The sequence below is a fragment of the Paenibacillus lentus genome (genome assembly GCF_003931855.1).
Lineage (GTDB): Bacteria > Bacillota > Bacilli > Paenibacillales > Paenibacillaceae > Fontibacillus > Fontibacillus lentus.
The window spans coordinates 3,313,420-3,335,708 of record NZ_CP034248.1 but is presented as its reverse complement, the minus strand read 5'-3'; the positions used below and the strand labels follow the sequence as shown (position 1 = coordinate 3,335,708).

20 protein-coding genes are annotated in these 22,289 nt (G+C 40.2%); 5 read left to right on the top strand and 15 right to left on the bottom strand.

Annotated elements, in window-relative coordinates; genetic code table 11:
* Positions 1-62 precede the first annotated feature (62 nt).
* From EIM92_RS15005 to EIM92_RS14985, 5 genes are all read right to left on the bottom strand, one after another.
* Entirely contained in the window at positions 63-2,282 is a 2,220-nt protein-coding gene (locus EIM92_RS15005) for a peptidase domain-containing ABC transporter (RefSeq protein WP_125083339.1), read from the bottom strand.
* On the bottom strand, positions 2,275-5,523 hold the full coding sequence (locus tag EIM92_RS15000; protein ID WP_125083338.1) for a type 2 lanthipeptide synthetase LanM family protein: 3,249 nt from the start codon (positions 5,521-5,523) through the stop codon (positions 2,275-2,277). The genes EIM92_RS15005 and EIM92_RS15000 overlap by 8 nt, the downstream gene beginning before the upstream one ends.
* Positions 5,524-5,604: 81 nt before the next feature.
* Positions 5,605-5,778, bottom strand: a complete 174-nt coding sequence (locus EIM92_RS14995; RefSeq protein ID WP_125083337.1) for a type A2 lanthipeptide — start codon at positions 5,776-5,778, stop codon at positions 5,605-5,607.
* Positions 5,779-6,049: 271 nt separating this feature from the next.
* Positions 6,050-7,429, bottom strand: coding sequence for a sensor histidine kinase (locus EIM92_RS14990; protein ID WP_125083336.1), 1,380 nt, complete (start codon positions 7,427-7,429; stop codon positions 6,050-6,052).
* Positions 7,430-7,433: 4 nt separating this feature from the next.
* The gene (locus tag EIM92_RS14985; protein WP_125083335.1) at positions 7,434-8,141 is read right to left on the bottom strand and encodes a response regulator transcription factor; all 708 of its coding nucleotides are present in this window, start codon (positions 8,139-8,141) and stop codon (positions 7,434-7,436) included.
* A gap of 171 nt (positions 8,142-8,312) precedes the next feature.
* On the opposite strand from EIM92_RS14985, the gene EIM92_RS14980 reads away from it, so the two are divergent.
* Genes EIM92_RS14980 through EIM92_RS14965 form a run of 4 tightly spaced genes read left to right on the top strand, consistent with a single transcriptional unit; the run spans position 8,313 to position 11,103 of the window.
* Positions 8,313-9,230, top strand: a complete 918-nt coding sequence (locus EIM92_RS14980) for an ABC transporter ATP-binding protein (protein WP_125083334.1) — start codon at positions 8,313-8,315, stop codon at positions 9,228-9,230.
* Positions 9,230-9,982 carry an ABC transporter permease gene (locus EIM92_RS14975; RefSeq protein ID WP_125083333.1) on the top strand — a complete coding sequence of 251 codons (753 nt, stop codon included), beginning with the start codon at positions 9,230-9,232 and terminating at the stop codon, positions 9,980-9,982. The genes EIM92_RS14980 and EIM92_RS14975 overlap by 1 nt, the downstream gene beginning before the upstream one ends.
* An 11-nt stretch (positions 9,983-9,993) precedes the next feature.
* Positions 9,994-10,719 carry an ABC transporter permease gene (locus tag EIM92_RS14970; RefSeq protein WP_125083332.1) on the top strand — a complete coding sequence of 242 codons (726 nt, stop codon included), beginning with the start codon at positions 9,994-9,996 and terminating at the stop codon, positions 10,717-10,719.
* A gap of 24 nt (positions 10,720-10,743) precedes the next feature.
* Positions 10,744-11,103 (top strand): YxeA family protein, encoded by a 360-nt coding sequence (locus tag EIM92_RS14965; protein ID WP_125083331.1) that lies wholly within the window; start codon positions 10,744-10,746, stop codon positions 11,101-11,103.
* A 239-nt stretch (positions 11,104-11,342) separates the two neighbouring features.
* Here the strand turns inward: EIM92_RS14965 and EIM92_RS14960 are convergent, their stop codons facing one another.
* From EIM92_RS14960 to EIM92_RS14920, 10 genes are all read right to left on the bottom strand, one after another.
* Positions 11,343-11,879, bottom strand: coding sequence for a cupin domain-containing protein (locus EIM92_RS14960; RefSeq protein WP_125083330.1), 537 nt, complete (start codon positions 11,877-11,879; stop codon positions 11,343-11,345).
* Between the two features lie 160 nt (positions 11,880-12,039).
* Entirely contained in the window at positions 12,040-12,201 is a 162-nt protein-coding gene (locus tag EIM92_RS23730; protein WP_164515113.1) for a hypothetical protein, read from the bottom strand.
* A 33-nt stretch (positions 12,202-12,234) separates the two neighbouring features.
* Positions 12,235-13,662 (bottom strand): S-layer homology domain-containing protein, encoded by a 1,428-nt coding sequence (locus EIM92_RS14955; protein WP_125083329.1) that lies wholly within the window; start codon positions 13,660-13,662, stop codon positions 12,235-12,237.
* Between the two features lie 64 nt (positions 13,663-13,726).
* Complete coding sequence (locus tag EIM92_RS14950; RefSeq protein ID WP_125083328.1) at positions 13,727-13,930, bottom strand: hypothetical protein; 204 nt, start codon at positions 13,928-13,930, stop codon at positions 13,727-13,729.
* 82 nt (positions 13,931-14,012) lie between these two features.
* On the bottom strand, positions 14,013-15,599 hold the full coding sequence (locus EIM92_RS14945) for an anti-sigma-I factor RsgI family protein (protein WP_246021429.1): 1,587 nt from the start codon (positions 15,597-15,599) through the stop codon (positions 14,013-14,015).
* Positions 15,599-16,321 carry an RNA polymerase sigma-I factor gene (gene sigI / locus EIM92_RS14940; RefSeq protein WP_125083326.1) on the bottom strand — a complete coding sequence of 241 codons (723 nt, stop codon included), beginning with the start codon at positions 16,319-16,321 and terminating at the stop codon, positions 15,599-15,601. The genes EIM92_RS14945 and sigI overlap by 1 nt, the downstream gene beginning before the upstream one ends.
* A 99-nt stretch (positions 16,322-16,420) precedes the next feature.
* On the bottom strand, positions 16,421-17,431 hold the full coding sequence (locus EIM92_RS14935; protein WP_125083325.1) for a phosphotransferase: 1,011 nt from the start codon (positions 17,429-17,431) through the stop codon (positions 16,421-16,423).
* A gap of 162 nt (positions 17,432-17,593) precedes the next feature.
* Entirely contained in the window at positions 17,594-17,716 is a 123-nt protein-coding gene (locus tag EIM92_RS14930; RefSeq protein ID WP_074048639.1) for a cyclic lactone autoinducer peptide, read from the bottom strand.
* A gap of 2 nt (positions 17,717-17,718) precedes the next feature.
* Positions 17,719-18,234 carry an accessory gene regulator ArgB-like protein gene (locus EIM92_RS14925; protein ID WP_125083324.1) on the bottom strand — a complete coding sequence of 172 codons (516 nt, stop codon included), beginning with the start codon at positions 18,232-18,234 and terminating at the stop codon, positions 17,719-17,721.
* Positions 18,215-18,850 (bottom strand): hypothetical protein, encoded by a 636-nt coding sequence (locus EIM92_RS14920; RefSeq protein ID WP_125083323.1) that lies wholly within the window; start codon positions 18,848-18,850, stop codon positions 18,215-18,217. The genes EIM92_RS14925 and EIM92_RS14920 overlap by 20 nt, the downstream gene beginning before the upstream one ends.
* 362 nt (positions 18,851-19,212) lie before the next feature.
* Between EIM92_RS14920 and EIM92_RS14915 the strand changes: the two genes are divergently transcribed.
* Complete coding sequence (locus EIM92_RS14915; protein WP_246020985.1) at positions 19,213-22,278, top strand: hybrid sensor histidine kinase/response regulator; 3,066 nt, start codon at positions 19,213-19,215, stop codon at positions 22,276-22,278.
* The last annotated feature ends 11 nt before the right edge of the window (positions 22,279-22,289 follow it).

Genomic DNA, 22,289 nt, shown 5'->3' with positions numbered 1-22,289 from the left:
TTACCATAAACCTTTATTCTTGATGACGCTTAAGGCTTCGCCCTCAACATCAAGTCCTATCTTTAATAACTTAAAGATGTTCTATTATCTTGGACTTGATTAGAAACCAAATTCATATAATATTCGCATCTACTCATCAACTCATAATGTGTTCCCGAGTCTAAAATTTGACCATGATCAAGAACATATATAACATCAGAGTTCATAATAGTGCTTAATCGATGGGCAATAATGATTTGTGTACATTCCAATTTTCTTAAATTTTGGCTTATTAAAGACTCTGTTACCGCATCAAGTGCACTTGTTGCTTCATCCAACAACAAGATTTCAGGTCTATTCACAAGCGCTCTCGCTAATGCTATCCTTTGTTTTTGTCCTCCAGATAAATTCGCACCCGATTCAGAGATTAGCGTATTATACTTCATCGGCATTTTTTCTATATCGGAATGAATTTCCGCCATTTGTGCTGCCCAAGTTACATCTTCAATCGTGGAATGAGGGGAATGAATGGTTATGTTATCGTAAATCGTTCTATTAAACACAAAATTATCCTGTAAGACAATGCCGATTTTTTTCCGGATGCTATGCTTTTCTATTTCTTCAAGATTATAATTATCAAAATAAATTTGACCGTAAATAGGGATATGCAAACCAACCAACAAGTTAGCTAATGTACTTTTACCTGATCCCGATTTACCTACCAGAGCTACTTTTTGACCAGCTAAAATATTAATATTAATATCTTTAAGGGCATATTCGCTAAAATCAGTATACTTAAAGCTTACATTATCTATTGTAATATTCCCCTCAATTTCAATGTTTTTCTCCTCCGCATGCTCTACACCCTCATTCTTTTCCTTTGCTTTAATGTTTAAAACATCATATATCCTATCGAGTAAGGTATCTGCCATGACAAAATCGTTTAGCATAGTAGAGAGCGAGTTGAGTGGCCCGAGAAAAGACGCTGCCAGGGATTGAAAAGAAAATAACATTCCAATGGTCATATTACCTTGATTAATTTGATAAATACCAATGCTAAGAATTAATAACGGCATTAAAAAGTTAAAACTACTGTTTATCGTATTAACCCTTGTTTGGTAATAAGACTTCTCCTTCACAGCTCGAAGTTGGTTTTTAAATAACAACCTCCACTTTTGTTCAGTCATATCCTCTATAGACAAAGATTTAATTGTTGAAATACCCTCAAGCACTTCAGTCATAAATGAACCTGCCAAGCTTTGAGCCACAACTTGAACTTGTGTTAGTTTCTTAAACTTATTTCTCGAAACGAAAAATACAAGCATTTGCAGGATTCCCAAAATGAGAAGTGAACACGCTACTAATTTTGATTGTATAAAAATGTATGTGAATGTGACTATCACCATAAATAGATTAATAACCGTTGAAATAAATTTTTGAGATAGTATTTCACGAATTGTTGCATTACTATTTACGCGCAGCATTAAATCACCGCGAGAACGAACCTCAAAGTACTTATACGGCAAATAAAGCATATGAGAAACAAAGTTGTTTGTTAATTGTTTGTCTAGTGCTTCCTGCAACTTTACTATACATATATCTTTTATATAAGTTAAAGAAAGTTGTGTAATCGTAAGAAGAAACATTCCAGTTATAAGCACTGTAAATAGAGAGTATTGATTGGCTTTTAGTGCGGTATCGACAGATACCTGCATAAGAATTGGAACCCCAAGCGCTACCAGTTGAAGTAATAATGCAAGGAGAATCGTCCATATAAAATATTTTTTGTTTTTAACTATAATATTTTTAAAGTAAGCCAGTCTTTCATTTTTTAGTTTCCCTTTAACTTCAAATTGATCATTCGGATATAGTAGTAAAAAAACGCCAGAATACTTTTGGGTAAAATCACTTTTACTAAGAACCTGCCGTCCCAAAGAAGGGTCTACTATAACGTACTGACCCTTCTTATTAATACTCTCAAGAATAACAAAATGCTTATTCTCCCAAAATAAAATAACTGGTAAAAAATCATTAGTAAATGTGTTCGCGCCCCCCCTTTTACCAACCGCATCCAAATTAAATAATTGAGCTACTTCTTTGATTTTTAACATCGAGCTGCCATCTCTGCCATTTCCTACAGAAGCAAAAAGTTCTTTTATTTCAGTAAAATTAGTTTCATGACCATGATAGGCTAAAATCATTTGTAGACAGCTTGGACCACAGTCGTATTGATTCATTTGTAATCTGACGGGAACCTTTTTCTTGAGCTTTAGATATGTCCTCCAAGAGAAAACTTTATACATTGTTGTACTCCACCCCAGCACCTTCCACACTTCGGAAAGAGGGGGCTGCAGGTCCTTCCAGCATTAACACAGAAGGAAGCTGGTTATTGTATAACCGAAGCAATTGATAACCAATTCCAGACAATCCAAGCATTAGTCCAGGAATTTGCTGCCTGCCAGGTATTCCGCACTTCCAATGAAAGTTATCTTTTTCGGCCATTCCCATAATGTGATTACTCATCAGAGTTCTAAATTCCTCTAAATAGGTTTCTTCATAATATTTTTCTCCGAGCATAATTAACTCAAGGTTTCCCAAATCTCCATGACAAAGCGAGTAACTAACCTCTGTAAAACCTTCGGACATCGTCTTCTCAATAGCATGTTTAATACCACTTCTTATTAAGTCAGACTCATATATTTTACTAATCCCAATACGTGCGATCCCGATACCTGGAGCACCATTACACCAATACAAAGCATATTGATCATCAGGGTGGGTTCCTTCAACGAATCTTAGATCCTTCCAATTATTCTCTTCAGGATCGTACATGGTATCTTCATATTTAATCCCAGATTGAGAAGCCTTCAGGTACCTGTCATCCCCTGTTACCTCGTATAAACGAGCAAGAGCAAGGCATATTCCGGAATTTCCATGAGCTATGCCACTTAGCGGTATTTTATTAATCGCAGAGGTAACCCATGCTAGACCATCGCTTGTTGTTCTCGCTTTCGCTAAAATATGCTCTCCACATTGAATTGCCACTGATAGAGCTTTCTCATCCCGAAATAATTTATAGAAATCAATGCAAGTAATCATTGTGCCTGCACATCCAGATATTATATCCAAATGCTTATCTTCATCAATTAATCCTTCGAGAATGCCTAGCAATTCATGTCCTTCTTTCACTGCTTTATCATCATTAAACAAATTGGCTTTATGCATAAGTAAAAATAGAAGTGAGCCATAACCTGTAAAAACAGAGATATTCTTATCCACATTTTTCTTAATCATTTCCAAAGCTGTGTTAATGCATAAATTAGTCATATCTATAAAGGCAGGATTGCCTGTTTCTTTACCGAGATACATATAGAAATAAGCAATCCCCGTAACCCCATTATAAAGACCGAGTTCCGTAGCCTTATATATCAGTTTCTCATCCATGTCCATCCCCATGCTGATCCAAGAGACAGTACAACCATCATCTCCATATATCGCTATATCCTTAATATATTCTCCAATTCTAATGGCTTCTCTTAGAAAATCTTCTTTACTGTAAGTACTATTCAAGTTGCCTTTTATTCTTTCTACATCTACTACAGATTTACTTTTCTCTACAGCATATGTTTCTTCCAGCAAATATTTAGTTCTCACAGTCCTCTCAACAAATTCCCATTGAACCTCAATATCCTCTTCGCACATCCGTAGTATTTTGCTTTGGGTTAACGACAAAATATCTTTTGTAAATACATTCATGATCTTTTGATCATTTTTATGATGAAGTAAGTACTTTTCTCCTATCACCGTTTTAAATAGTGGAATATCACCATATAACAAGTCAGAGCATTCGTATTGTATGGAGTCCTTTCTTTGATCATCGTGCTTCAAAATCATCCACATGAAATCAAATAGAAATACTCTATCAATCCCGTTCTTTAAATATTTAGGATTCGTACTGGCTTCTAACAAAGTAAAGTAGGTTATGGTTGGTCTAATAATCGTGCGAACTAGACACCCCTTGAATAACTCCTCTAGATAGTTAATAAATTCATGTTTATGTTCCAAGATAAGCTGATAACAATTAATAAAACCTTTTTTTACACTATGTAAGTAATTCTTGGGATTGATGACCTCATCCATATACATAGGTAAATGATTATGCTTTTTGACAGTGATTTTTGATCTTGTTATTTTCATTAAATCCGTATTCTTATTAGAAATTTCATACGTATTTAATATTTGTTCAATATCTCCTGCCAAACCACTCAAATCACTATGATATAAGAAGTTAGAATCCAAAGCTGGTAACATATTTGTTTTCAAAATTGAGTCATTTAATATATACGCTGTCTTTTCAAAAGCCGAATACTCATCTTTTTCTTCTATATGAACATAGGGTTGATTATGAAATAAAGATTCTAAATCTACAAAGAAAGGATGTTCTCCATGAGTAATAATATTCTCCATATGCATATCCGTAGCATTAATAGCATATAAAATAGCCATATACTGTCCTTGCCTTTGGAAAAAGCTAGACACTTCATCCTGATTTGCACATTCAATATAAGGCACGTACTCTTGCCATCCGTATTCATCCTTATTTAAAGTTCTAACTGTTTTGAATTTCTGATCAAGCTGTTTATTATTAAACCAGCCCAGCAATTGAGTAAACCCCACGTCCACAGCTAAATTTCTAGGTTTATATATGACATTCACATTATTTTCAAATTTTAAATGAAGAACACAGGCTCCGCCATTATGAGAGTCTCCTAGAAAACTAATATCGTTTAGATTCCCTAGCTTTAAATCAAAAAAATCCTCAATTTCTTGTCGGTCTTTAATCAGTCGTTGCAAGACAATGAGAATATTTTTATTAATCTTCATCATATTTTCAACTAATACTCTTGCTAAGACTGGGTATTCCAACAATAGTTTTAATATTTTTTCAGAGGTAGAAATCTTCTGGTTTACGAAGTCTTGATATCTTTGTGTTGGATCCTCACCCTGTAATTCGTTGTTTAATCTACAGTTATTTAACTCGTATATCAGCGTTTTTACCGATAAATGGAATACCTTATCCATTACTAGTAATAGCACTACACCGATTATTCTCTTCTTGCCAATCCACGAAGCCTCATCTTTCAGCCCCTCGTGAATAACAGCAATTGTTCTCTTCAGAAATGGCATGGAAAATTCAAGGAATGGCACCTCTTCTTTATTGATTTTGATATAATCACTAACCTTAAATTCTGATTGATTGAGAAATATATTGACAAGTTCCTTGTACCATTCAAAATGTGTATAACCACAATCTAAGTTTCCAGAGTTGATAATAGTTTTAAAACTATCATAGTCCATTCCTTCGGCAGTGATCCTATGATTAAGTAGCTCCTCGTCGTTTCCAAATCTATCCTTCCACATTTTGATTCTAGTATCATTTTGATGATTGACAGCCGGGTTATGTTGATCAATATATTTATATTTTTCATGTAAATACATTGCGTCACTCCAAGTTGACTTCTTTAATATATTTTCTATAGACATAATTTCCTCCCCTTATTTCATTGTATAAAATATGGAGCACATAACTGTAAAAACAGTTATGTGCTCTGAGAAATTCATGCCTTAACAGCAAGTTGCCCATGCGGCTGGAGAAACAGAATTATAATGACATTCATGACTAATTGTACAAATAACTCCTCCACTCGCGGCTACTGCTGCTGCACCAGTGATAACCATAAGCTCTTCATCACTAATGTCTTCAATTGCTGCCATTGCATTCACGTTAAGATTATTCATAATAGGTACACCTCCTTCCTAACTAAACTCTATATGTATAGCTTTTATTTAAAAAAGCTGATACATCATAATTAGAAAATTAGTTTGCTATTAATAGTTTAATTCCTTTTATTGAATTTATTACCATTATAATAACCTTAAAATTCCATAAAGTAAATAGTTTTCTCGTAATTAACTTAATTATATTTTTTTGACATTTATATATTATAAACGTGAAACAAAAACAGCCTCGGTTCCACACAACTGAGAACCAAGACCGCTTTGTTGTTTTTTAGATTGAAGGAAAGAACATGGTAACTACCAAACCTTGACCATAACCGCTCCTTAAACTTAGTTCGCCTTGATGTGCGCTAACAATCCTAGCTACCATCGGCAAACCTAGTCCATGTCCAGCGCGAACAGGAGTCTTTCTTTGTGAAGAATAAGGCAATTCTAATAAGTCTTTCAAGTCCAGGTTACTAATACCAACCCCATTGTCACATACAATAAATTGACATGGTAAATGCCCAGAACCATAATGAATTGCCAGTTCAATTGTGCATCCCTGGGGATTGTGATTAATACTATTTTGTACCAGATTGGTGACTGCCCGCATAAGCAGCTTTCGATCTGCCAGAATTTTTGCATGATCTCCGGTTACATTCAAATTAATCTGATATCGGTCATCTAAGCCGTTATTCAAGAAATCAGTCGTGACCTGCCGAGCTATCGCAGACAATCGGGTTACTTCTAAGTTTAATGGCTGCATCTCATACTCTAACTTGGAAACAAGATTTAAATCAGCAATGAGAGATCGTAGTTTTTCTCCTTGTTGGCGTATTATGCCAGCTTGCCTTCTTTGTTCATCAGATACATCGGAACTCTCTTCCAATTCACTTGCATAACCAAGAATCATGGACAATGGTGTTCTTATATCGTGTGATATTCCAGTTATCCAATTAGAACGCGCTTCATCTCTCATTTTAAGCGACTCATTCTTTTCTTGGAGCATATCTGAAGTGTAATTAATACTATATGCAAGATCACTAAAAATCCCCTTAGCTTCTACATGTATCGGGTTCTCTTTGCTTAATGCATGAACCCCTTCTATTAGTGGCTTTACAGATTTTACAAAGCTTGTGCCAATAATAATAGATAGTAGTAATACTATGGCAATATTTCCAACGATCATTAAAACTATACGAAGGGGTAATGAACTGACCCATTGAACAAGGAAATAAGAATGATATTTGGCATAGCTCTGTTTTGGGAAGCCTACCACAACAAGACTATCGCTATGTTCCCACACAAATACGGGATATCCCATTAAATAACTGCGTGAAAACTTTGCAACATCAATAACGCTAAAAGTTCGTGGTATTTCTGCAGGCAATAGATATTCCCAATCCACATCTCCTTCTTTATTCAGTAGCATGGCCCATGCTTGATTTTGCCGCAGCTTATCTTTCACGTCATCGTCCAAAGCATAGCCTGCATCAACTTTATGTAAAGAGGCTACTACATTTTGTAGTACAGACTTTGGAGAATCCTCTCCTTTGATTTCATTTGATATTAATAAACTCAACATCACTATATTGAGTACCAGCAAAAAAATGGACAACATGATTGTGAAACCTACAAATCTCCTCAAAATAACTTTGACAGCATCCATATTCTTACTCCTTTAAGACTAGCTTATATCCTAATCCCCTAACTGTTAATAAATGCTGCGGATTGGAAGGATCAGCTTCTATCTTCGACCTTATCCGTCTAATGTGAACCATTAAGGTATTTTCATAACCAATCCCATCATCGCCCCACCCTGCTTGGCATAAAGCGTCAATAGTCACAATGCGGCCATGGCTCTCATATAACTTCACAAGCAGTGCATGCTCTTTCGCGGTCAACGGATATTCCCGGTGATCCTTTAATACAGTAGCACTCTCTAAATCTACGATGATCTCTCCAAGATGAAAGACTGGAAATTGTTCTGTTGGTATAGGCATATATACTCGTTTCAGCACTGCCGTAATTCTTAATAGCAATTCACGAGGCAAAAAAGGCTTAACGATATAATCATCTGCCCCTAAACCAAGACCTAGCAATCTGTCCTCATCTTCTCCCCTTGCCGAGAGAAATATTACTGGCATAGGAGTAAACGTCCGCAATTGAGTAAGCAACTCAAACCCGTCCAGATCTGGCAGCATAACATCCAGTATCGCAATGTCCGGTCTTTCTGCACGACATAGCGCCAAAGCAGTCTGGGCATCCGAAGCTGTATAAATTCTAAAAAAACCTTCTTTGCGCAAAATCCCTTCAATCATGACTCTAATTTCGTATTCATCATCAACAATTAAAATCTTTTTATTTTTAGTCAAATCCATGCTCATCACCCTGGTACATTATAACATTAATTCATAAATTATCTTTATTTGAGTAGCTGATTTGTTCCTTATGTACATAATTTAAGGTTCATGTAAGGTAAGATTCACTTCTAGGAAAGGAATATCCACTAAGTTATGATTAAGATCAATTGGATGGAGTGAAACTCAATAATGAATGAGAATGCAATTGTAGCAACCAATAATCTTTCTAAGTACTATGACCAAATATGCCGGGTCAATAAAGTAAATATGGAAGTGAAGGAAGGAGAAATCTATGGTTTTCTAGGCCCTAACGGAGCTGGAAAATCTACAACTTTAAAAATGCTGCTGGGCTTAGTCAAACCTACCGAAGGTAATGTCAAGATCTTCGGAAAGGACTGGAGCAAGCACCGCCAATCCATTTTAAATCAAATAGGTTCCTTGATTGAATCACCATCTTATTACGGCCACTTGACAGGGATCGAGAATATGCGTATTATGCAGCGCTTGCGCCAAGTTCCAAACAAAAATGTTGAGGAAGCTCTACGGATTGTACGACTCGAAAACCAGAAAAACAAAAAGGTAGAGCAATATTCGCTGGGAATGAAGCAGCGTCTAGGAATCGCAATGGCTATATTATCGTTTCCAAAGCTTTTAATTCTAGACGAACCTACGAACGGACTCGATCCGGCTGGTATCGGAGAAATACGAGAATTAATCAAATCTCTACCGCAACGCTACGGAATGACTGTCTTACTCTCTAGTCATTTATTATCTGAAATTGAACAAATCGCTACCTCTGTAGGAATTATCAGTGACGGAAAATTACTTTTTCAAGGGGATATGAGCCTATTAAAAGCACGAAGCAAGGCATCTATCTCTATAAAAACAATGGATAATGCATTAGCAATAAAAACACTGCTTCCTCATGGCTTTATGGCTGAATCCAAAAAAGATCGCTTCTTCTTTAATTACATGAGCGATTCTCAAGTTGCTCATATCAACAAATTGCTTGTGGATCATGGCATTGAGGTAATTCGTATCGAAGAAAACAAAATGAGCTTAGAAGACATATTTCTTGAATTAACAGGGAAGGAGCGAAGTCTTTAATGATAGCTTTATCCTTGGAGTTCTTCAAACTGCGACGTAAACGGATATTTCTAATGATCATCTTATTCTTACTAGCCCAGATGGTCTGGGCCTTTCTGTCCTTAAGTATGTCCATGAGTAAAAACAATATTGCCCACCCTCAATGGGAAGCAGTTATAGCTATCGTCGCATCCATGAATGGGCTTTTCTTGCCAATCATTTCCGCTATTATCGTTTCCCGAGTCTGCGACATGGAACATAAAGGAAATACTTGGAAAATGATTATGACAACTAATATAAATCGAAAACAAATTTATTTAGCTAAATATGTTTGTGTCCTTTTATTACTGTTATTCTATGTCATTTTACAAACTGCTTTAATCACTTTATTTGGGCTCACCAACGATTTTTTATCACCAGCTCCCCTAATTCTATTGGGGCAATACATTTTAGGAACGATGATCACTAGTACGACGATTGTTGCTCTTCAACAGTGGGTCTCATTAAGTTTAAAAAATCAGGCATTCGCCCTCTGTCTCGGGATGGTTGGCGGTTTTATAGGCATGACTGCTGATTTGTTCCCTGCAATCATCCGTCAATTTTTCATTTGGTCTTATTACACCGGCCTAAGCCCGGCCACTTATCTTTTCACTGAAAAAGCAGCAACCTATACAACAAGACCAATTGATCCATTACTGCTTATTATTGCATTAATTCTAACCGCTATCCTTTATGCAGCCGGCAACTGGCGTATTTCAAGCAAGGAAGTATAGGAGGGTTTAATATGGTACGAAGTATCTCAGCAGAATGGATTAAACTCCGCCATTCACGAATCGGGATTATTATATTAATTTTACCAATGATCAGCTTGTTAATCGGATGCGCAAATTATTATTTTAACCAAACCGTTCTACAGAATGAATGGTATAGTCTATGGACGCAAGTTAGCTTATTTTACGGAGAGTTCTTTTTACCGATCCTTATAGCGATAATTTGTGCTTATTTCTGTAGGCTTGAGCATATAAACCATAACTGGAATATGGTTCTCACTGCCCCAGTTTCCATCACGAGTATATATATAGCAAAACTATGGGTAATCAGCATTTTAATTCTTATTGTCCAGATATTTTTTGCAGCCCTTTATTTTAGCGCAGGAAAATTACTGGGGTTATCCGCTGCTTTCCCATCAGAAACTCTAGGTTGGCTCGTTCGTGGTTGGATCGCTTCCATCAGCATTGCAACCATTCAGCTTGGAATATCTCTTCGTATTCGCAGTTTCGCTGCCCCTATAGGAATCGGTTTATGTGCCGTATTTATCGGCTTAGGTATGTACATTGCGAAGCTAGGGTTATTCTTCCCCTATTCTTTATTAACCATTGGCATGGGTGTTCTCAGCCAGGACATTTTAAATGATTCTGAACTCATCCTGTTCCTTGTAATGAATATTATATTTATTGTTGTTGGATCTTTCCTTTCAATTAATAGGTTAAAGAAAACAGACGCTGTCTAAAACGAATCTATGCGAGGTGGCATAATGAAGAGAATATTAATAGTAGTTGGTTTATTTATAATAATGATTTCAGCTTTTATTTTTTTCTTTTATAGTCCAGCTAAACTGACTCCCGAAAATCCTTCAGGAAAAACGATCTATTATACTATGGTTCAAAATAATAATGTGAAGACAGAAAACAACCGCTATTCATATAACCTGGACTCCTATAATAAAAAAGGAAGCAAAAAAAACTTAAGTTTTTCCGCTAGCAAAGAGTTGCGTGAAGGGGCCTATCTCGAACTATATACAACTACCTTTCGCGGTGTAACTTACTGGCAAGAAATACAGTTTGAGGATTTACCCGTTGCAGTAAAAGAAATTTACGATAATAATGCAAAATAAATGATTCAAAAAAATTTGAGCCGAAATCCTAGTTCATCCTGGAATTCGGCTCAAAACCCTGTCTGATTATAATTCAAAAATTTCCGGAGCGTGCCATCGATTTCGCTATGTCCGCTCGTTTCTATCCATGTCTTCGGATCACCGTCTTTGTCTTATAAATTCATACAAAGTATAGTCTTTATCACGATCATATTCAATAGACGGACGGAAGAATCATCAAATAGAATTTGCGCTCAAATTCAGCTGTCGCGGCCGCAGCCCACCGGAGGCCCCAAAATGACAGACTCCCTAATCGGTGCTACCGCTCTTGCATAATCTTCTTCATTCACGCAATAAGCCCGCTGCATCACTTCCTTCGGAACCGAGCGTAGAAAATCCGAACCATACACAATATCAGGTGTAGGCTGATCAAAAATCGTTAGGAGATGGGCATGGTTGCTTTCCGCGATAATCCAGTGAAACCAACCCTTGGGAAACAGAGAGAGCTGCCCGGGCCTTAAGTAATACGTCATCAGCCTTTGCGTAAATGGATTAAAAACCGAAGTAATCACCTCTCCGCTAATCACATATACCATCTCGTTAACATTGGTATGCCAGTGGGGCTGGACGATAATGCCTTTCGTTAAATGAACATTGAAAAAGCCGGTTCTTATCGCAGGAAGCTGTGCGCCAAATACTTGAGTAATATAATTATGCGGATCGCGATGATAGTTGAGTACTTGGTTGGAATCCGCCGCCAACCGAAGTTCTGGAGATTGCAGAACGGGATCGATCATGTCAATATCCTCCTCAAAATAGGTAAACGTCTATTTAAGGTATTCCAGAGGGGATACATTTGACACCTTATTATAGGTGTAGCTGTCTATGAAGATGAAGTCGTGCTACAAGACAGCTTCTCTGTGTCATCAGTGAAGAGCGGTCGGCCAGCGAAACCTCCTACTCCGTAGCAAGAATGCGAACGACGGTGCGCTGCATATGCGAGATCACTTTATTCACGATGGCTACATGAGGAGATATTCTCTCTTGCGACAGTGCATTTTCATACGTATTAGCCGCCGCGCAAATTTGCGCATAATAAAGACCAGCATCGCATAACACGATTACTGGTCCCTTAAAAAGCTTTTTATCTAATTAATCGTCATCGTTATCATCATCATCGTTATCGTCGTCGTCATCGTTATCATCGTCATCGTCGTCATTTTCGATTTCGATTTTCATTTGCTTCCCGTTAGAAAACCTAACCTCAAGCTCCAACTCTTCCACTTGATCCCTGTTGATGTCCAGAGCTGCCAAAAGCTTATCTACGGCTTCCTTGCTGCTCATGCTGTCGGTCAATTCCACTTCGGCAAGAAGCTCCTCCAGATATTGAATTGCTTGTTTGCCCTTCAGTTTTTCCTTATTCTTTTTAGATGCTTTCTCTACCTCAGCCTGAGCTGTTCCTTTCTTGCTTTTGTACTCCAGCTTCATTTTATCTTTACCGGCTAATTCAACTTCAAATTCAAACTCTGTAATTGCACTCGCCTTTTGATCTTGTTTCGACTTTTGCTGAGGTTTCGGCTCTGTTTTAGGTGTCTCGTCCTTGCTAGCTTCTTTTGCAATGAATAGCTCTGCTTCAACAACTTGACCGTCTTTAACGATCAATTTCACTGTATCATTTACGGCAAGCTGATTAGCTAAAATGAACTTCTTGTCATGCTTTACGAGCAGCTTAGAAGAAATAGCGTATGAAGACAACTCTTTATTCAAGGTCTCAATTTTGATTTGTCCGTTGGCTTTGTTGTCCCCATTGTCCGTGACTCCCGTCGTAAACAGAATCTCCTTCACGGTTCCGCTAATGGACACGGCTCCTTGATTTTGAAGCAAGCCATCATTCGTACGATCCAACAGGGCAGCCATCTCTGCGTGGGTCACACTCTTATTTGGCTTGAAGGTGCCATCGGGATAACCGCTGACGATTCCTTGCGACACCGCGACATTAACATAACCGACAGCTCCCGCAGGAATGGCCTTGGCATCGTTAAAATCAGGAATCTTCGTCATTTGGAGAAGCGCTTCGTCTTGAAGGCCCAAAGACTTCACTAGTAAGCTCGAGACCCATACGCGACTTGCTGGCTTGTCCGGTATGATCTTATCCTCTGACGCATCAAATAAACCGTGCTCCAGTGCTACAATGACATACCCTTTAGCCCATGGGAAACGCTTGTCCAACTGATCCGCGTCCTTGAAATGGAGCTGAGTTTCCATGGATTTTGATTTGGCTTCGGCTTCGAGCCCCATCAGGCGAACCGCTGTAACAATCGCCTCAACGCGAGTCACCGGCTGATTGGGGCGAAATGTGCCATCTTCAAAACCATGTAATACTTTTTTCGATTGCATTTTAGTAATGTAGCCTGCAGCCCATTCCGCTTCTTCAATATCCTCAAATTCAAGTACAAGTTGTACGCGACCGTCCTCCAATCCTTTCGTCCGCACATCCTTTGCCATAGTAATCTGGCCTGAGTAGCCAAAAACCATAATGCTGGCAAGCAGTATGCTAAGCAGTCCTCTAAGTTTCTTCATGATGTCCTTCCTCTCTTTAAAACAATAATAGTAATACCATATCCAGTAATGGCATCTTCTTCTATCATTTCAAAGCTATCTCTTGAATCGTTCTCAGAGATACCTTCGTCTTCCGCTCCACCTCCATGATGCTGGCCTGAGGATGTTCGGCAAGATAGTCTTTCACCTTGTTAACTTCCTCAAACTGAAGCCTTAGACAATCACTGCATAAATGAGCGGATTTCCAAATCATTAATACTCCGCATTTATCACAATTGATCAGCGCCATCCACAACCCTCCTCCAACCTTTTTTTCGTACATCTGTTATTACGTTGAATGAGATCTTTTTATGGGGGCCGTTCAAAAAATTCTAGTCATCATCATCTCCATCATCATTATTGTCTTTATTGTGTTTCTTTGCTTCTTTCTTCGCCTGCTTCTTATTTTGTTTGGCTTCTCTCTCTTTCGCTTTCTCAACTACCTTTTCTTTCTCTTTTTCGTTTTTTTGTGCTTTCAATGGATTTACAGACTCAAACTCAAGCTCGCTGCCATTCGTAAATTCAACCTCGATCTCGATTTCACGCCACTCATTTTGTTTGATATTTAACGATGAAATAACTCTGCTCACTACAATTTTTCTATCTTTCTTCTCCTGAAGTTTCAAATGCTTAATCACATTCTTGACAAAGGCGACAGCCTGTTGGCCCTGCTGCTTCTCTTCGCTTTGCTTGTTTTTTCTCTCCACCTTCGCCTCGAGCTGGCCATCTTTGTTCTCATATTCGACCTTGATCTCCCCGTCATCCGCCAGCTTGACCTTCAGCTTCAGCTTTTGAATGTCGGTCTTAAAATTCGTCTTTGGCGTCTTCTCCGCTTTATCAGCTGCTGCCCGTTCCTGAACCTTGGCAATGGATGAATCAAGCGGCTTCTGCACAGACAATTCCGCTCCGCTTGAATTACGAGCGCTGCTATTATCATCTAAACTGCCTGCTCTCACCTGCTCTTCTTGACTAGGAGCTTCATGATCCCCACGAGTCCTTTGTTCTTCTATAGGCTCAGCAGGCTGAGAACCAGCGGCTCCCCTAGCCCTCTGCTCAGCTTCCCCTTGTTCTTCCTGACCGATTGCGGTAGACTGCTTCACATGAAGGCCATCTGTCGGCTCAGAATTCCAAAGCTCGTTCGAAGAGTCATCCTTCCCAGATTGAAGCGGCTTAGCGAATAGGGCCTCTGGATCAACCCCCGCCTGATGCAGCGAGTTCAAAATTGATTGGCTCCGCAGCTGCTCATGATTCAATTTAATTCCCTTCTCTGCCGCCAGCTCTAGCACGAAATATTTATTCAGTGTCAGCTCGGCTGTCTTTGCTTGCTCCAACTGCTGCTCATCCGCCGTAAAGACCTCAACATGATAACCCATGTCTTGAGTAATAATTTGCTCCGGATCGATAGAATAAGCTCCAGTGCCTAGATCTACAATCGATAACCAAATCCATTTATTCTCAGCTTCTGCATTCAAATATCCGTACTTTTCCGCTTGGGCAAAAAGCCATCGAACCGCTTCGTAGAAATCCTGGTTCACTAGTTCCTTTCCAGATAAGAGCTGCTTGGCTTCCTCATTAAGCACGTTGACCTCATCGATCAAGCCTTGTTGATTCACGATCAGCTCTATACCCGGGTTGATATCTATCGCCACCAAGGTCGTCGTCTGCTTCGATCCCAACATATTATTGTATATGAAAATAACGCCCAAAAGCAGCACTAAAGAAGCGGCATAGATCCAATGCTTCTTCAAATATCGCTTCAAACTATGCCTCTGATTCGATTCGCCCGATTGAGGGATGGAAAGGTTGTCACCTAAGCTCGGCATGACCGGCGGATGCGGTAAATTCCGGAATGTCCCATCCTCGCAGAGGACAACGATACAACGATCTGTTATTTTCATTACTATGCCTTGCATCATCATCACTCTCCCACATCCGCAAACGACACCATACTACGAATCCGCCCAAATTCATCGTTAGCATAAATCAGAACGAGCGCAATCAAATATTTGCGGTTTCTCTCTAATGTTTTACGGCTTATCTTGAAAAAATCCAGCATCTCCTTCATCGGAAGACGTTTCGTTCTATGTAAAATCTCGATCCAGTCGCGATGCGCATGAAAATGCTTAGCAATATGAATGAATTTCTTGCGAGTGTCCCGATGCTTGGGACAACATTCCTCTAATTCCTCTAGGGATACACCGTATTCTTGTAATGTTTCATCATAGAGCAGGAGCTCCTGGGCCAATTCGGAGGATGTTTGTTCTCGTTCATAAGCTTCCATGGAGCTGGCCACTTCCATCACTGTCTGCTCAAATTCGTCACGAATATCATCAAACACAACACTTTCGGCTCTCATTATTTTCCCTTGTCTACGAAACTCATCGACCAACCGATTGCGAATCAACATAAAAGCGAAGTTATCAAATGACTTGCCCATCGTTTCGTCATAACGATTAATGGCTTCATTAAAAGCAATCAACCCTACGCTGGACTCGTCATGATTCCAATCGATTTGTCGCTTGCACACATGAGAAACTGTCCGCAGGATGAAGGGACGGTAGCGTTCGATCAGCATATTCCTTTCGGCCACATTCCCTTTTTGTTGAACTTCCCTCAGAACCTGATCTATCGGCCTGTCCATCAATTGTAATCACTTCCTAATACGTGTATGTCATAGCTGTTTGTGGGGGTGAACTAACCACTAGTATAAGATATATATCGTAATTAGAGCTTGGAAGTCTTAGAGACTGATATATTGCATCAAGATTTTCGTAAACCAAGCATCGTTCTGTTCCAGTTGTCTCAACTCAGCGGCAGTCGACTTCACTTGCTTACGCAGTACTAGCGGGTCATCCGTTCCGTTAAAGAAGCGGCTCAAAAAATGGAGAAACACATCAATTTGACGCAAGCGCATGAACAGCGGAATCGCTTCAATCTCTTCCGGCATTAGGCGAACCCTTCCTCCAAAGCCTTCGCAGAACAATTTTACCGTTTCCCGATCCTCATGATCGCCTTGACCCAGCAGCCCGGAAATAATTACGGCAGGCTCCATCGCCAGTACATCCTTCGTGCAAAATTCAAAATCAAGCAGTGCCGTCACCCGACCCGGATCATGCGTATCAACCAACAGGTTAGAATAGTTCAGATCTCCATGGATGAGCTGCTGCGGCAGCTTCTCCAATCCATCTAGCTTTTGGAGCAAATCCAGATAGGCTCGTGCCAATTTGCTCAGTGATTCTTGCAGATCCTTAAATGGTTCAGGTGGATGAGTGCAAAATTCCAATACGACATCCGGGCTGCATGCCGGATAAGACTCGGACAACTCGTAATACGGTCGGTATGCCGGTGGCAAGCCGGGCTCAACTGCCGACAGAGCCATTAATAATTCGCCCGCGGCTTCTCCGAAAGAGAAAGCTGCTCTGACACTATCCCCTTCTGGCCGCAGTCCGACAATGTACTCAAACATGCAAGCATATCGTCCACTGCCATCCTCCAATTTCACGATCGTCTCATCGGTAATCGTTCTGATCGGCATAGGTACACGAAAGCTCACAGCAAATTGATTCAATTCCTGAAGCACTGCATGCTCGAATCGAATTTTATCTATATCCTGGTGAGTTTCATAAATGCGGAGAACACAGCGGCGACGGCTTCCCTGAATAAAGTATGTCGTATTGTTCCAGCCGCTCGCCCCCTGCTGTGCGTCCCCGATATATTCCTGCGGATAATGATTGAGAATTGAATTAAGCATCTCTTGTTCCTCTTTTCTCTCACAGAAGGGATTTCATATAAAAACTATTTTACTCTATTAAAAATAAAACTCAAAAACAAAGAAACTCAGCAGCTAAACAATCCGCCACTGAGTTTCCCTCTGCTTCATATTCAAATTAATTCTGCACTAAATCATTAAAAATTATTTGAGCAATTCCTCCGGTGTTTCGCCTTGATAAATATACAGGAAGCTAGCAGTAGATACAACGAACGCAGCGAAGAGAGATAACATGGAAGCACTAGCATAGGCTACTTTCTTCATCATTCTCACCTCCTTAGTTTGATTAACAGCATGGACTGAGCAAAAAAGGAAAGGCTAAGAACCGGTGACATAATTAGAAAATTAGAGCACACGATCAGCACGGAAGCCAATTTTAACAAAGGATAATACTTCACAGAAATGCGCGTTTGCTTCTCGATTCTAGATGGGGCAAAAATGAGGCAAAGTAGAGCAGCTATCCCATTGATGATCATCACATAGGAAGAACTTAGTTCGATGAGGGAAAGCAATGTAAACAGCGCAGCAGTGGAAATAACACATTTCATGCCGGAATTCAGGTGAATTCCGCCCGAAACCTGGCGGAGAATAGCGAATGACACAAGAAGGATCATAATTTCTTGCGTTCTGCCAGTAAAGACCGACAGCAGCAATGTGATGGATATGATTAGTACGGCGTTTAACAGCAGAGCGATGGAATAGCGAAGAACGGCGACTGAGGCAGGGTGATCTGGAGCCGTTCGTTTAATTTCGACCGCAATCTTATCAGCCATCAAATTGATCATGATCCTTCTTCTCCTTCCTAACCGCATAATAAAGAAAATAGGAGAGTGTAATAGAGAAAAACAATATATTAGACCATATCTCATTTCGATAAAGAAGGATGGTAAAAAATATTAATACAACAAAAATGGTAGAGCTAACGATTAAATCCTCACGCTTAAACCTGACTTTTTCAAAACTCCACGTGAATCCGATCCCGAGCCTATATAGCAGCCATGCCACAAGCCCGATCGCAATTGCACTAGAAGTCTGTAAAGCATAGCCATAGACCAGAATAGCCTGCGGTTCGATAATAGAATCGAATACGACCTTTACGATTATCGTCTGCAGCAAACTGAATGCCGTATAGCCAATGAGTGTAATAATCGCTGCACCAACCAAGGGTTCTTTGACCACCGTTGCGACCAAAAAAATAAATAACATAATATTAGTAATCGGTACTAGATAATAAAGTGATAGTTCACTACGCAGCAAATAACTTTGGAGTGACATCAGTAAGACAACGAACAAGGCTTGCCAAATATAATGCAATGGATTTATCTTGAATATCGTCATCATTAATGCAAAAATACCTAGCCCCTCGATGGTTGAAAAAGCCATAAATGCGACTGATTCCATATATAGAGCTCACCCTTTAGCGATAACAATAGCCATCTTTCCTATATCTGCGGTCGCTTTCAGTGACCCCATTCGATTTTCTGGAAACCAGTATTATCTTTGGGAAAATATGGTCTTATTTAAGTTAATTAAAATATACTTCGTAATGGGCGATTTTTCAAGATGTTTTTTCTATATTTGGTAGATTTGATACCTTATTCCTGGCTACCACTCCAATTGACCTATTCTGATGATATAATCTGGGCTCATATGGTTTATTTGTTAATAGATATACGTATACTATTATTTTCTTGATATACTGCAAGTTTATCCCCATACTTAATTTAAAAGGAGCTTGAAGGCGTAACGAATTCAGGTGAATTATGATGATTAGAAGGAAAATACTACTTGTATCTCTATTGTTTTTATCCGTTCTTACAGGATTTCGCTTCATTTGGCTGCATTTCTTCACCACACCATCTCATCCAACCGCTGTTCAGGGAAAACTGGATTTAAGAGACTGGAAACAGCTCACGAATCACACGGTTAGACTGGATGGGGAGTGGGAATTTTATCCGAACACCTTTTTTATGCAAAATAGTGAGATCAGCACGGCTTTAGAGGATCCAATCGATTACATACCGGTTCCGGACAGCTGGAAATTTCCCAAAAAGCAAAGTACAAATCCCTATTATGGCTTCGGATCATACCGCTTACGAATTCTGGTCGATCCAAACCAAGGCAAATCCTACGCTTTCCATATTACGAGCATCACGGCCTCCTCTAAGATGTACGTCAACGGCCAATTGATCGGGCAAACCGGACAACCAGCGAAGCATAAAGAGGCTTACGAGCCGCTTGATACCCCCTATACTGCTTATTACACATTGGAGGAGAACGCAGATGTTCTCAATGTCGTTATTCAAGTGGCGAACTTTGATAACGTACGTAAGGGGGGTATGGTTCGATCCATAAAGTTTGGATTGGAAAGTGTACTAAACCGAGAAATGAACTTTGCCAATGATATGGTTCGCTTAGCTTGCGTAGCCTACATGATCCATGCGTTGTATGGAATTGTGCTATTTTTTATCGGTAATCGTGATAAGCGCTTGCTCTACTTCTCCGGCATGATCACTTGCATTGTCCTCGGAACGTTGCTGGACGGCGAGAGATTGTTACTTGTATGGCTTCCTTTCAATTATCAGTGGAGCATTAAAATCCTCTTTATCAGCATGATTAGCGGTGGTTATTTCCTGATACAGACGCTTCGTTATCATCTACCTTATTGGTTGAAAACTACAGGCTCACTCCTGTACGTCATCATCTGCTTTGCGAGTATATTATCGGTGCTGCTGCTGCCAGCTTCCTACATTTCTATGCTCCAGCCCTTCTACATTCTGATCATGTTTATTCCCTGCCTGTTAGCTCCAGTCGTCATGTTCAGTTCAACCACTGAGAGCAGCAGAGAGAATATCTTCTTACTACTTGCCGCCATCGCGGCGATAAGCAGCTTGATCTGGCTCTTCATCCTTTATGCGCTCCGGATAGAAATGATGTCTTACCCGTTCGATCTGATCATCGCGACCATCTGTTTTGCAGCGTTCTGGTTCAAACGATACTTCCAGGTTCTTGATGATTCCCAAAAGCTCACCAGGAAATTGCAAAGAGCGGACAAGCATAAGGATGATTTTCTGACCACAGTCGCCCACGAACTGCGAAATCCGCTTCATGGCATTTTGAACATTTTGCAATCCGTATCCGAGAGGGAGAAAGAGACTTTGGGCCACAAAAGCACTAAAGATCTTGAATTACTTATGATGGTCGGACAGCGTATGTCGTTTATGCTGAACGATCTGCTTGATTTGGGACGGCTTAAAGAAAACCGCATCAAATTGCAGCCGACCCCTGTCTCCATACATAGCCTGACCGCGACCGTTATCAACATGCTGCAATTTATGACCGAGGGCAAACCGATCCGGTTCAGCAACCGGATTCCTAACAACTTTCCCTACGTTATGGCCGATGAGAACCGCTTGATTCAAATTCTCGTCAATCTTCTACATAATTCCATCAAGTATTCATATGCTGGAGAAGTGTCGATTCACGCTTCCGTCGAGAAGGAATGGGCGAAGGTTTCTGTGGTCGACTCTGGAATTGGCATGGAACCAGAAGTATTGGAGAGAATTTTTGAGCCCTATGAACAAGCGGTTCAAGGCATTAGCGCGCTAGGCGGCGGCTTCGGCCTTGGGCTTAATATTTGCAAGCAACTCGTCGAGTTACACGGCGGAACGATGACAGCCCGTTCAAAGTCAAACGAAGGCTCCGTGTTTACCTTTACATTAAAATTAGCCGATACCTCCAAGCTGACTTTTGAACCGGTTACTTCGCCTTATTCATACGTGTTCCCAACCTCTCCATCAGAAGCTGATTTAGAGACGTCAGCGATGAGGGAGCGAGCCAACGATCGCATTCGGCTGTTGGCAGTAGACGATGATTCCGTCAATTTGAAGGTGCTAGAGAGTATATTTGCTTCTGAATCGTATGAAGTCATTACAGCAACAAGCGGTCAAGAGGCTTTGCTAAAACTCGGTGGTTGCGACTTTGATTTGGTGATCAGCGATGTAATGATGCCCAATATGTCCGGCTATGAACTGACGTCCCGAATTCGGGAACGGTATTCGTTGTCCGAACTCCCAGTGCTGCTGCTGACAGCGTACAACAGAGACGAAGACATCGAGGCTGGCTTCCGGGTGGGCGCCAACGATTATGTTACCAAACCGATGAAGGCGACCGAGCTGAAATCACGTGTCCTATCTTTAACCAAGCTAAAAAGATCCGTCAATGAACGGCTTCGAATCGAAGCGGCCTGGCTCCAGGCCCAAATCAAGCCACACTTCATATTAAATACATTCACGGCGATTGCTGAGCTCAGCAGAGTGGATATGGAGCGCATGGACGCCTTGGTCGAGGAACTAGACAATTTTATCCGACTCAGCATCGATTTCCAAAACTCCGATCAAGCCGCTTCGCTAGAGCATGAACTTAGTCTAGTGCAGTCATACCTCTACATCCAAAAGGAACGGTTCGGCGACCGATTACAAGTCATCTGGGAAGTCGATAATTCGATTCAAATCGAAATTCCTCCACTCACAATCCAACCACTCGTAGAAAATGCAGTCATCCATGGCGTATTGGATCGTTTGGCCGGAGGAGAAGTACGGATTTGCATCAAGCAGAGCGAGCATGAAGTCGAAGTGCGAATTTCAGATAACGGGAAAGGCATGGAGGATGAGAGGCTTCAGCACATTCTTGAACGTCAGGTCGATAATCGAACGGGAATTGGCCTGCACAATACGGACAGACGGCTGAAACAGCTATACGGTAGCGGCTTTAAAATCGATAGCAAGCCTGGCGAGGGAACTACGGTATCTTTTTCAATTAAAAAATAACACAAAGCAAG

Coding starts and splice junctions, on each gene's coding strand:
- EIM92_RS14920 (WP_125083323.1), bottom strand. CDS start 18,850: ATGGAATCAGTCGCATTTATGGCTTTTTCAACCATCGAGGGGCTAGGT.
- EIM92_RS14975 (WP_125083333.1), top strand. CDS start 9,230: ATGATAGCTTTATCCTTGGAGTTCTTCAAACTGCGACGTAAACGGATA.
- EIM92_RS14925 (WP_125083324.1), bottom strand. CDS start 18,234: ATGATCAATTTGATGGCTGATAAGATTGCGGTCGAAATTAAACGAACG.
- EIM92_RS14985 (WP_125083335.1), bottom strand. CDS start 8,141: ATGGATTTGACTAAAAATAAAAAGATTTTAATTGTTGATGATGAATAC.
- EIM92_RS14950 (WP_125083328.1), bottom strand. CDS start 13,930: ATGGCGCTGATCAATTGTGATAAATGCGGAGTATTAATGATTTGGAAA.
- EIM92_RS14945 (WP_246021429.1), bottom strand. CDS start 15,599: ATGATGATGCAAGGCATAGTAATGAAAATAACAGATCGTTGTATCGTT.
- sigI (WP_125083326.1), bottom strand. CDS start 16,321: ATGGACAGGCCGATAGATCAGGTTCTGAGGGAAGTTCAACAAAAAGGG.
- EIM92_RS14995 (WP_125083337.1), bottom strand. CDS start 5,778: ATGAATAATCTTAACGTGAATGCAATGGCAGCAATTGAAGACATTAGT.
- EIM92_RS14930 (WP_074048639.1), bottom strand. CDS start 17,716: ATGATGAAGAAAGTAGCCTATGCTAGTGCTTCCATGTTATCTCTCTTC.
- EIM92_RS14990 (WP_125083336.1), bottom strand. CDS start 7,429: ATGGATGCTGTCAAAGTTATTTTGAGGAGATTTGTAGGTTTCACAATC.
- EIM92_RS14980 (WP_125083334.1), top strand. CDS start 8,313: ATGAATGAGAATGCAATTGTAGCAACCAATAATCTTTCTAAGTACTAT.
- EIM92_RS14935 (WP_125083325.1), bottom strand. CDS start 17,431: ATGCTTAATTCAATTCTCAATCATTATCCGCAGGAATATATCGGGGAC.
- EIM92_RS14955 (WP_125083329.1), bottom strand. CDS start 13,662: ATGAAGAAACTTAGAGGACTGCTTAGCATACTGCTTGCCAGCATTATG.
- EIM92_RS14965 (WP_125083331.1), top strand. CDS start 10,744: ATGAAGAGAATATTAATAGTAGTTGGTTTATTTATAATAATGATTTCA.
- EIM92_RS15005 (WP_125083339.1), bottom strand. CDS start 2,282: ATGTATAAAGTTTTCTCTTGGAGGACATATCTAAAGCTCAAGAAAAAG.
- EIM92_RS14915 (WP_246020985.1), top strand. CDS start 19,213: ATGATGATTAGAAGGAAAATACTACTTGTATCTCTATTGTTTTTATCC.
- EIM92_RS14960 (WP_125083330.1), bottom strand. CDS start 11,879: ATGATCGATCCCGTTCTGCAATCTCCAGAACTTCGGTTGGCGGCGGAT.
- EIM92_RS14970 (WP_125083332.1), top strand. CDS start 9,994: ATGGTACGAAGTATCTCAGCAGAATGGATTAAACTCCGCCATTCACGA.
- EIM92_RS15000 (WP_125083338.1), bottom strand. CDS start 5,523: ATGTCTATAGAAAATATATTAAAGAAGTCAACTTGGAGTGACGCAATG.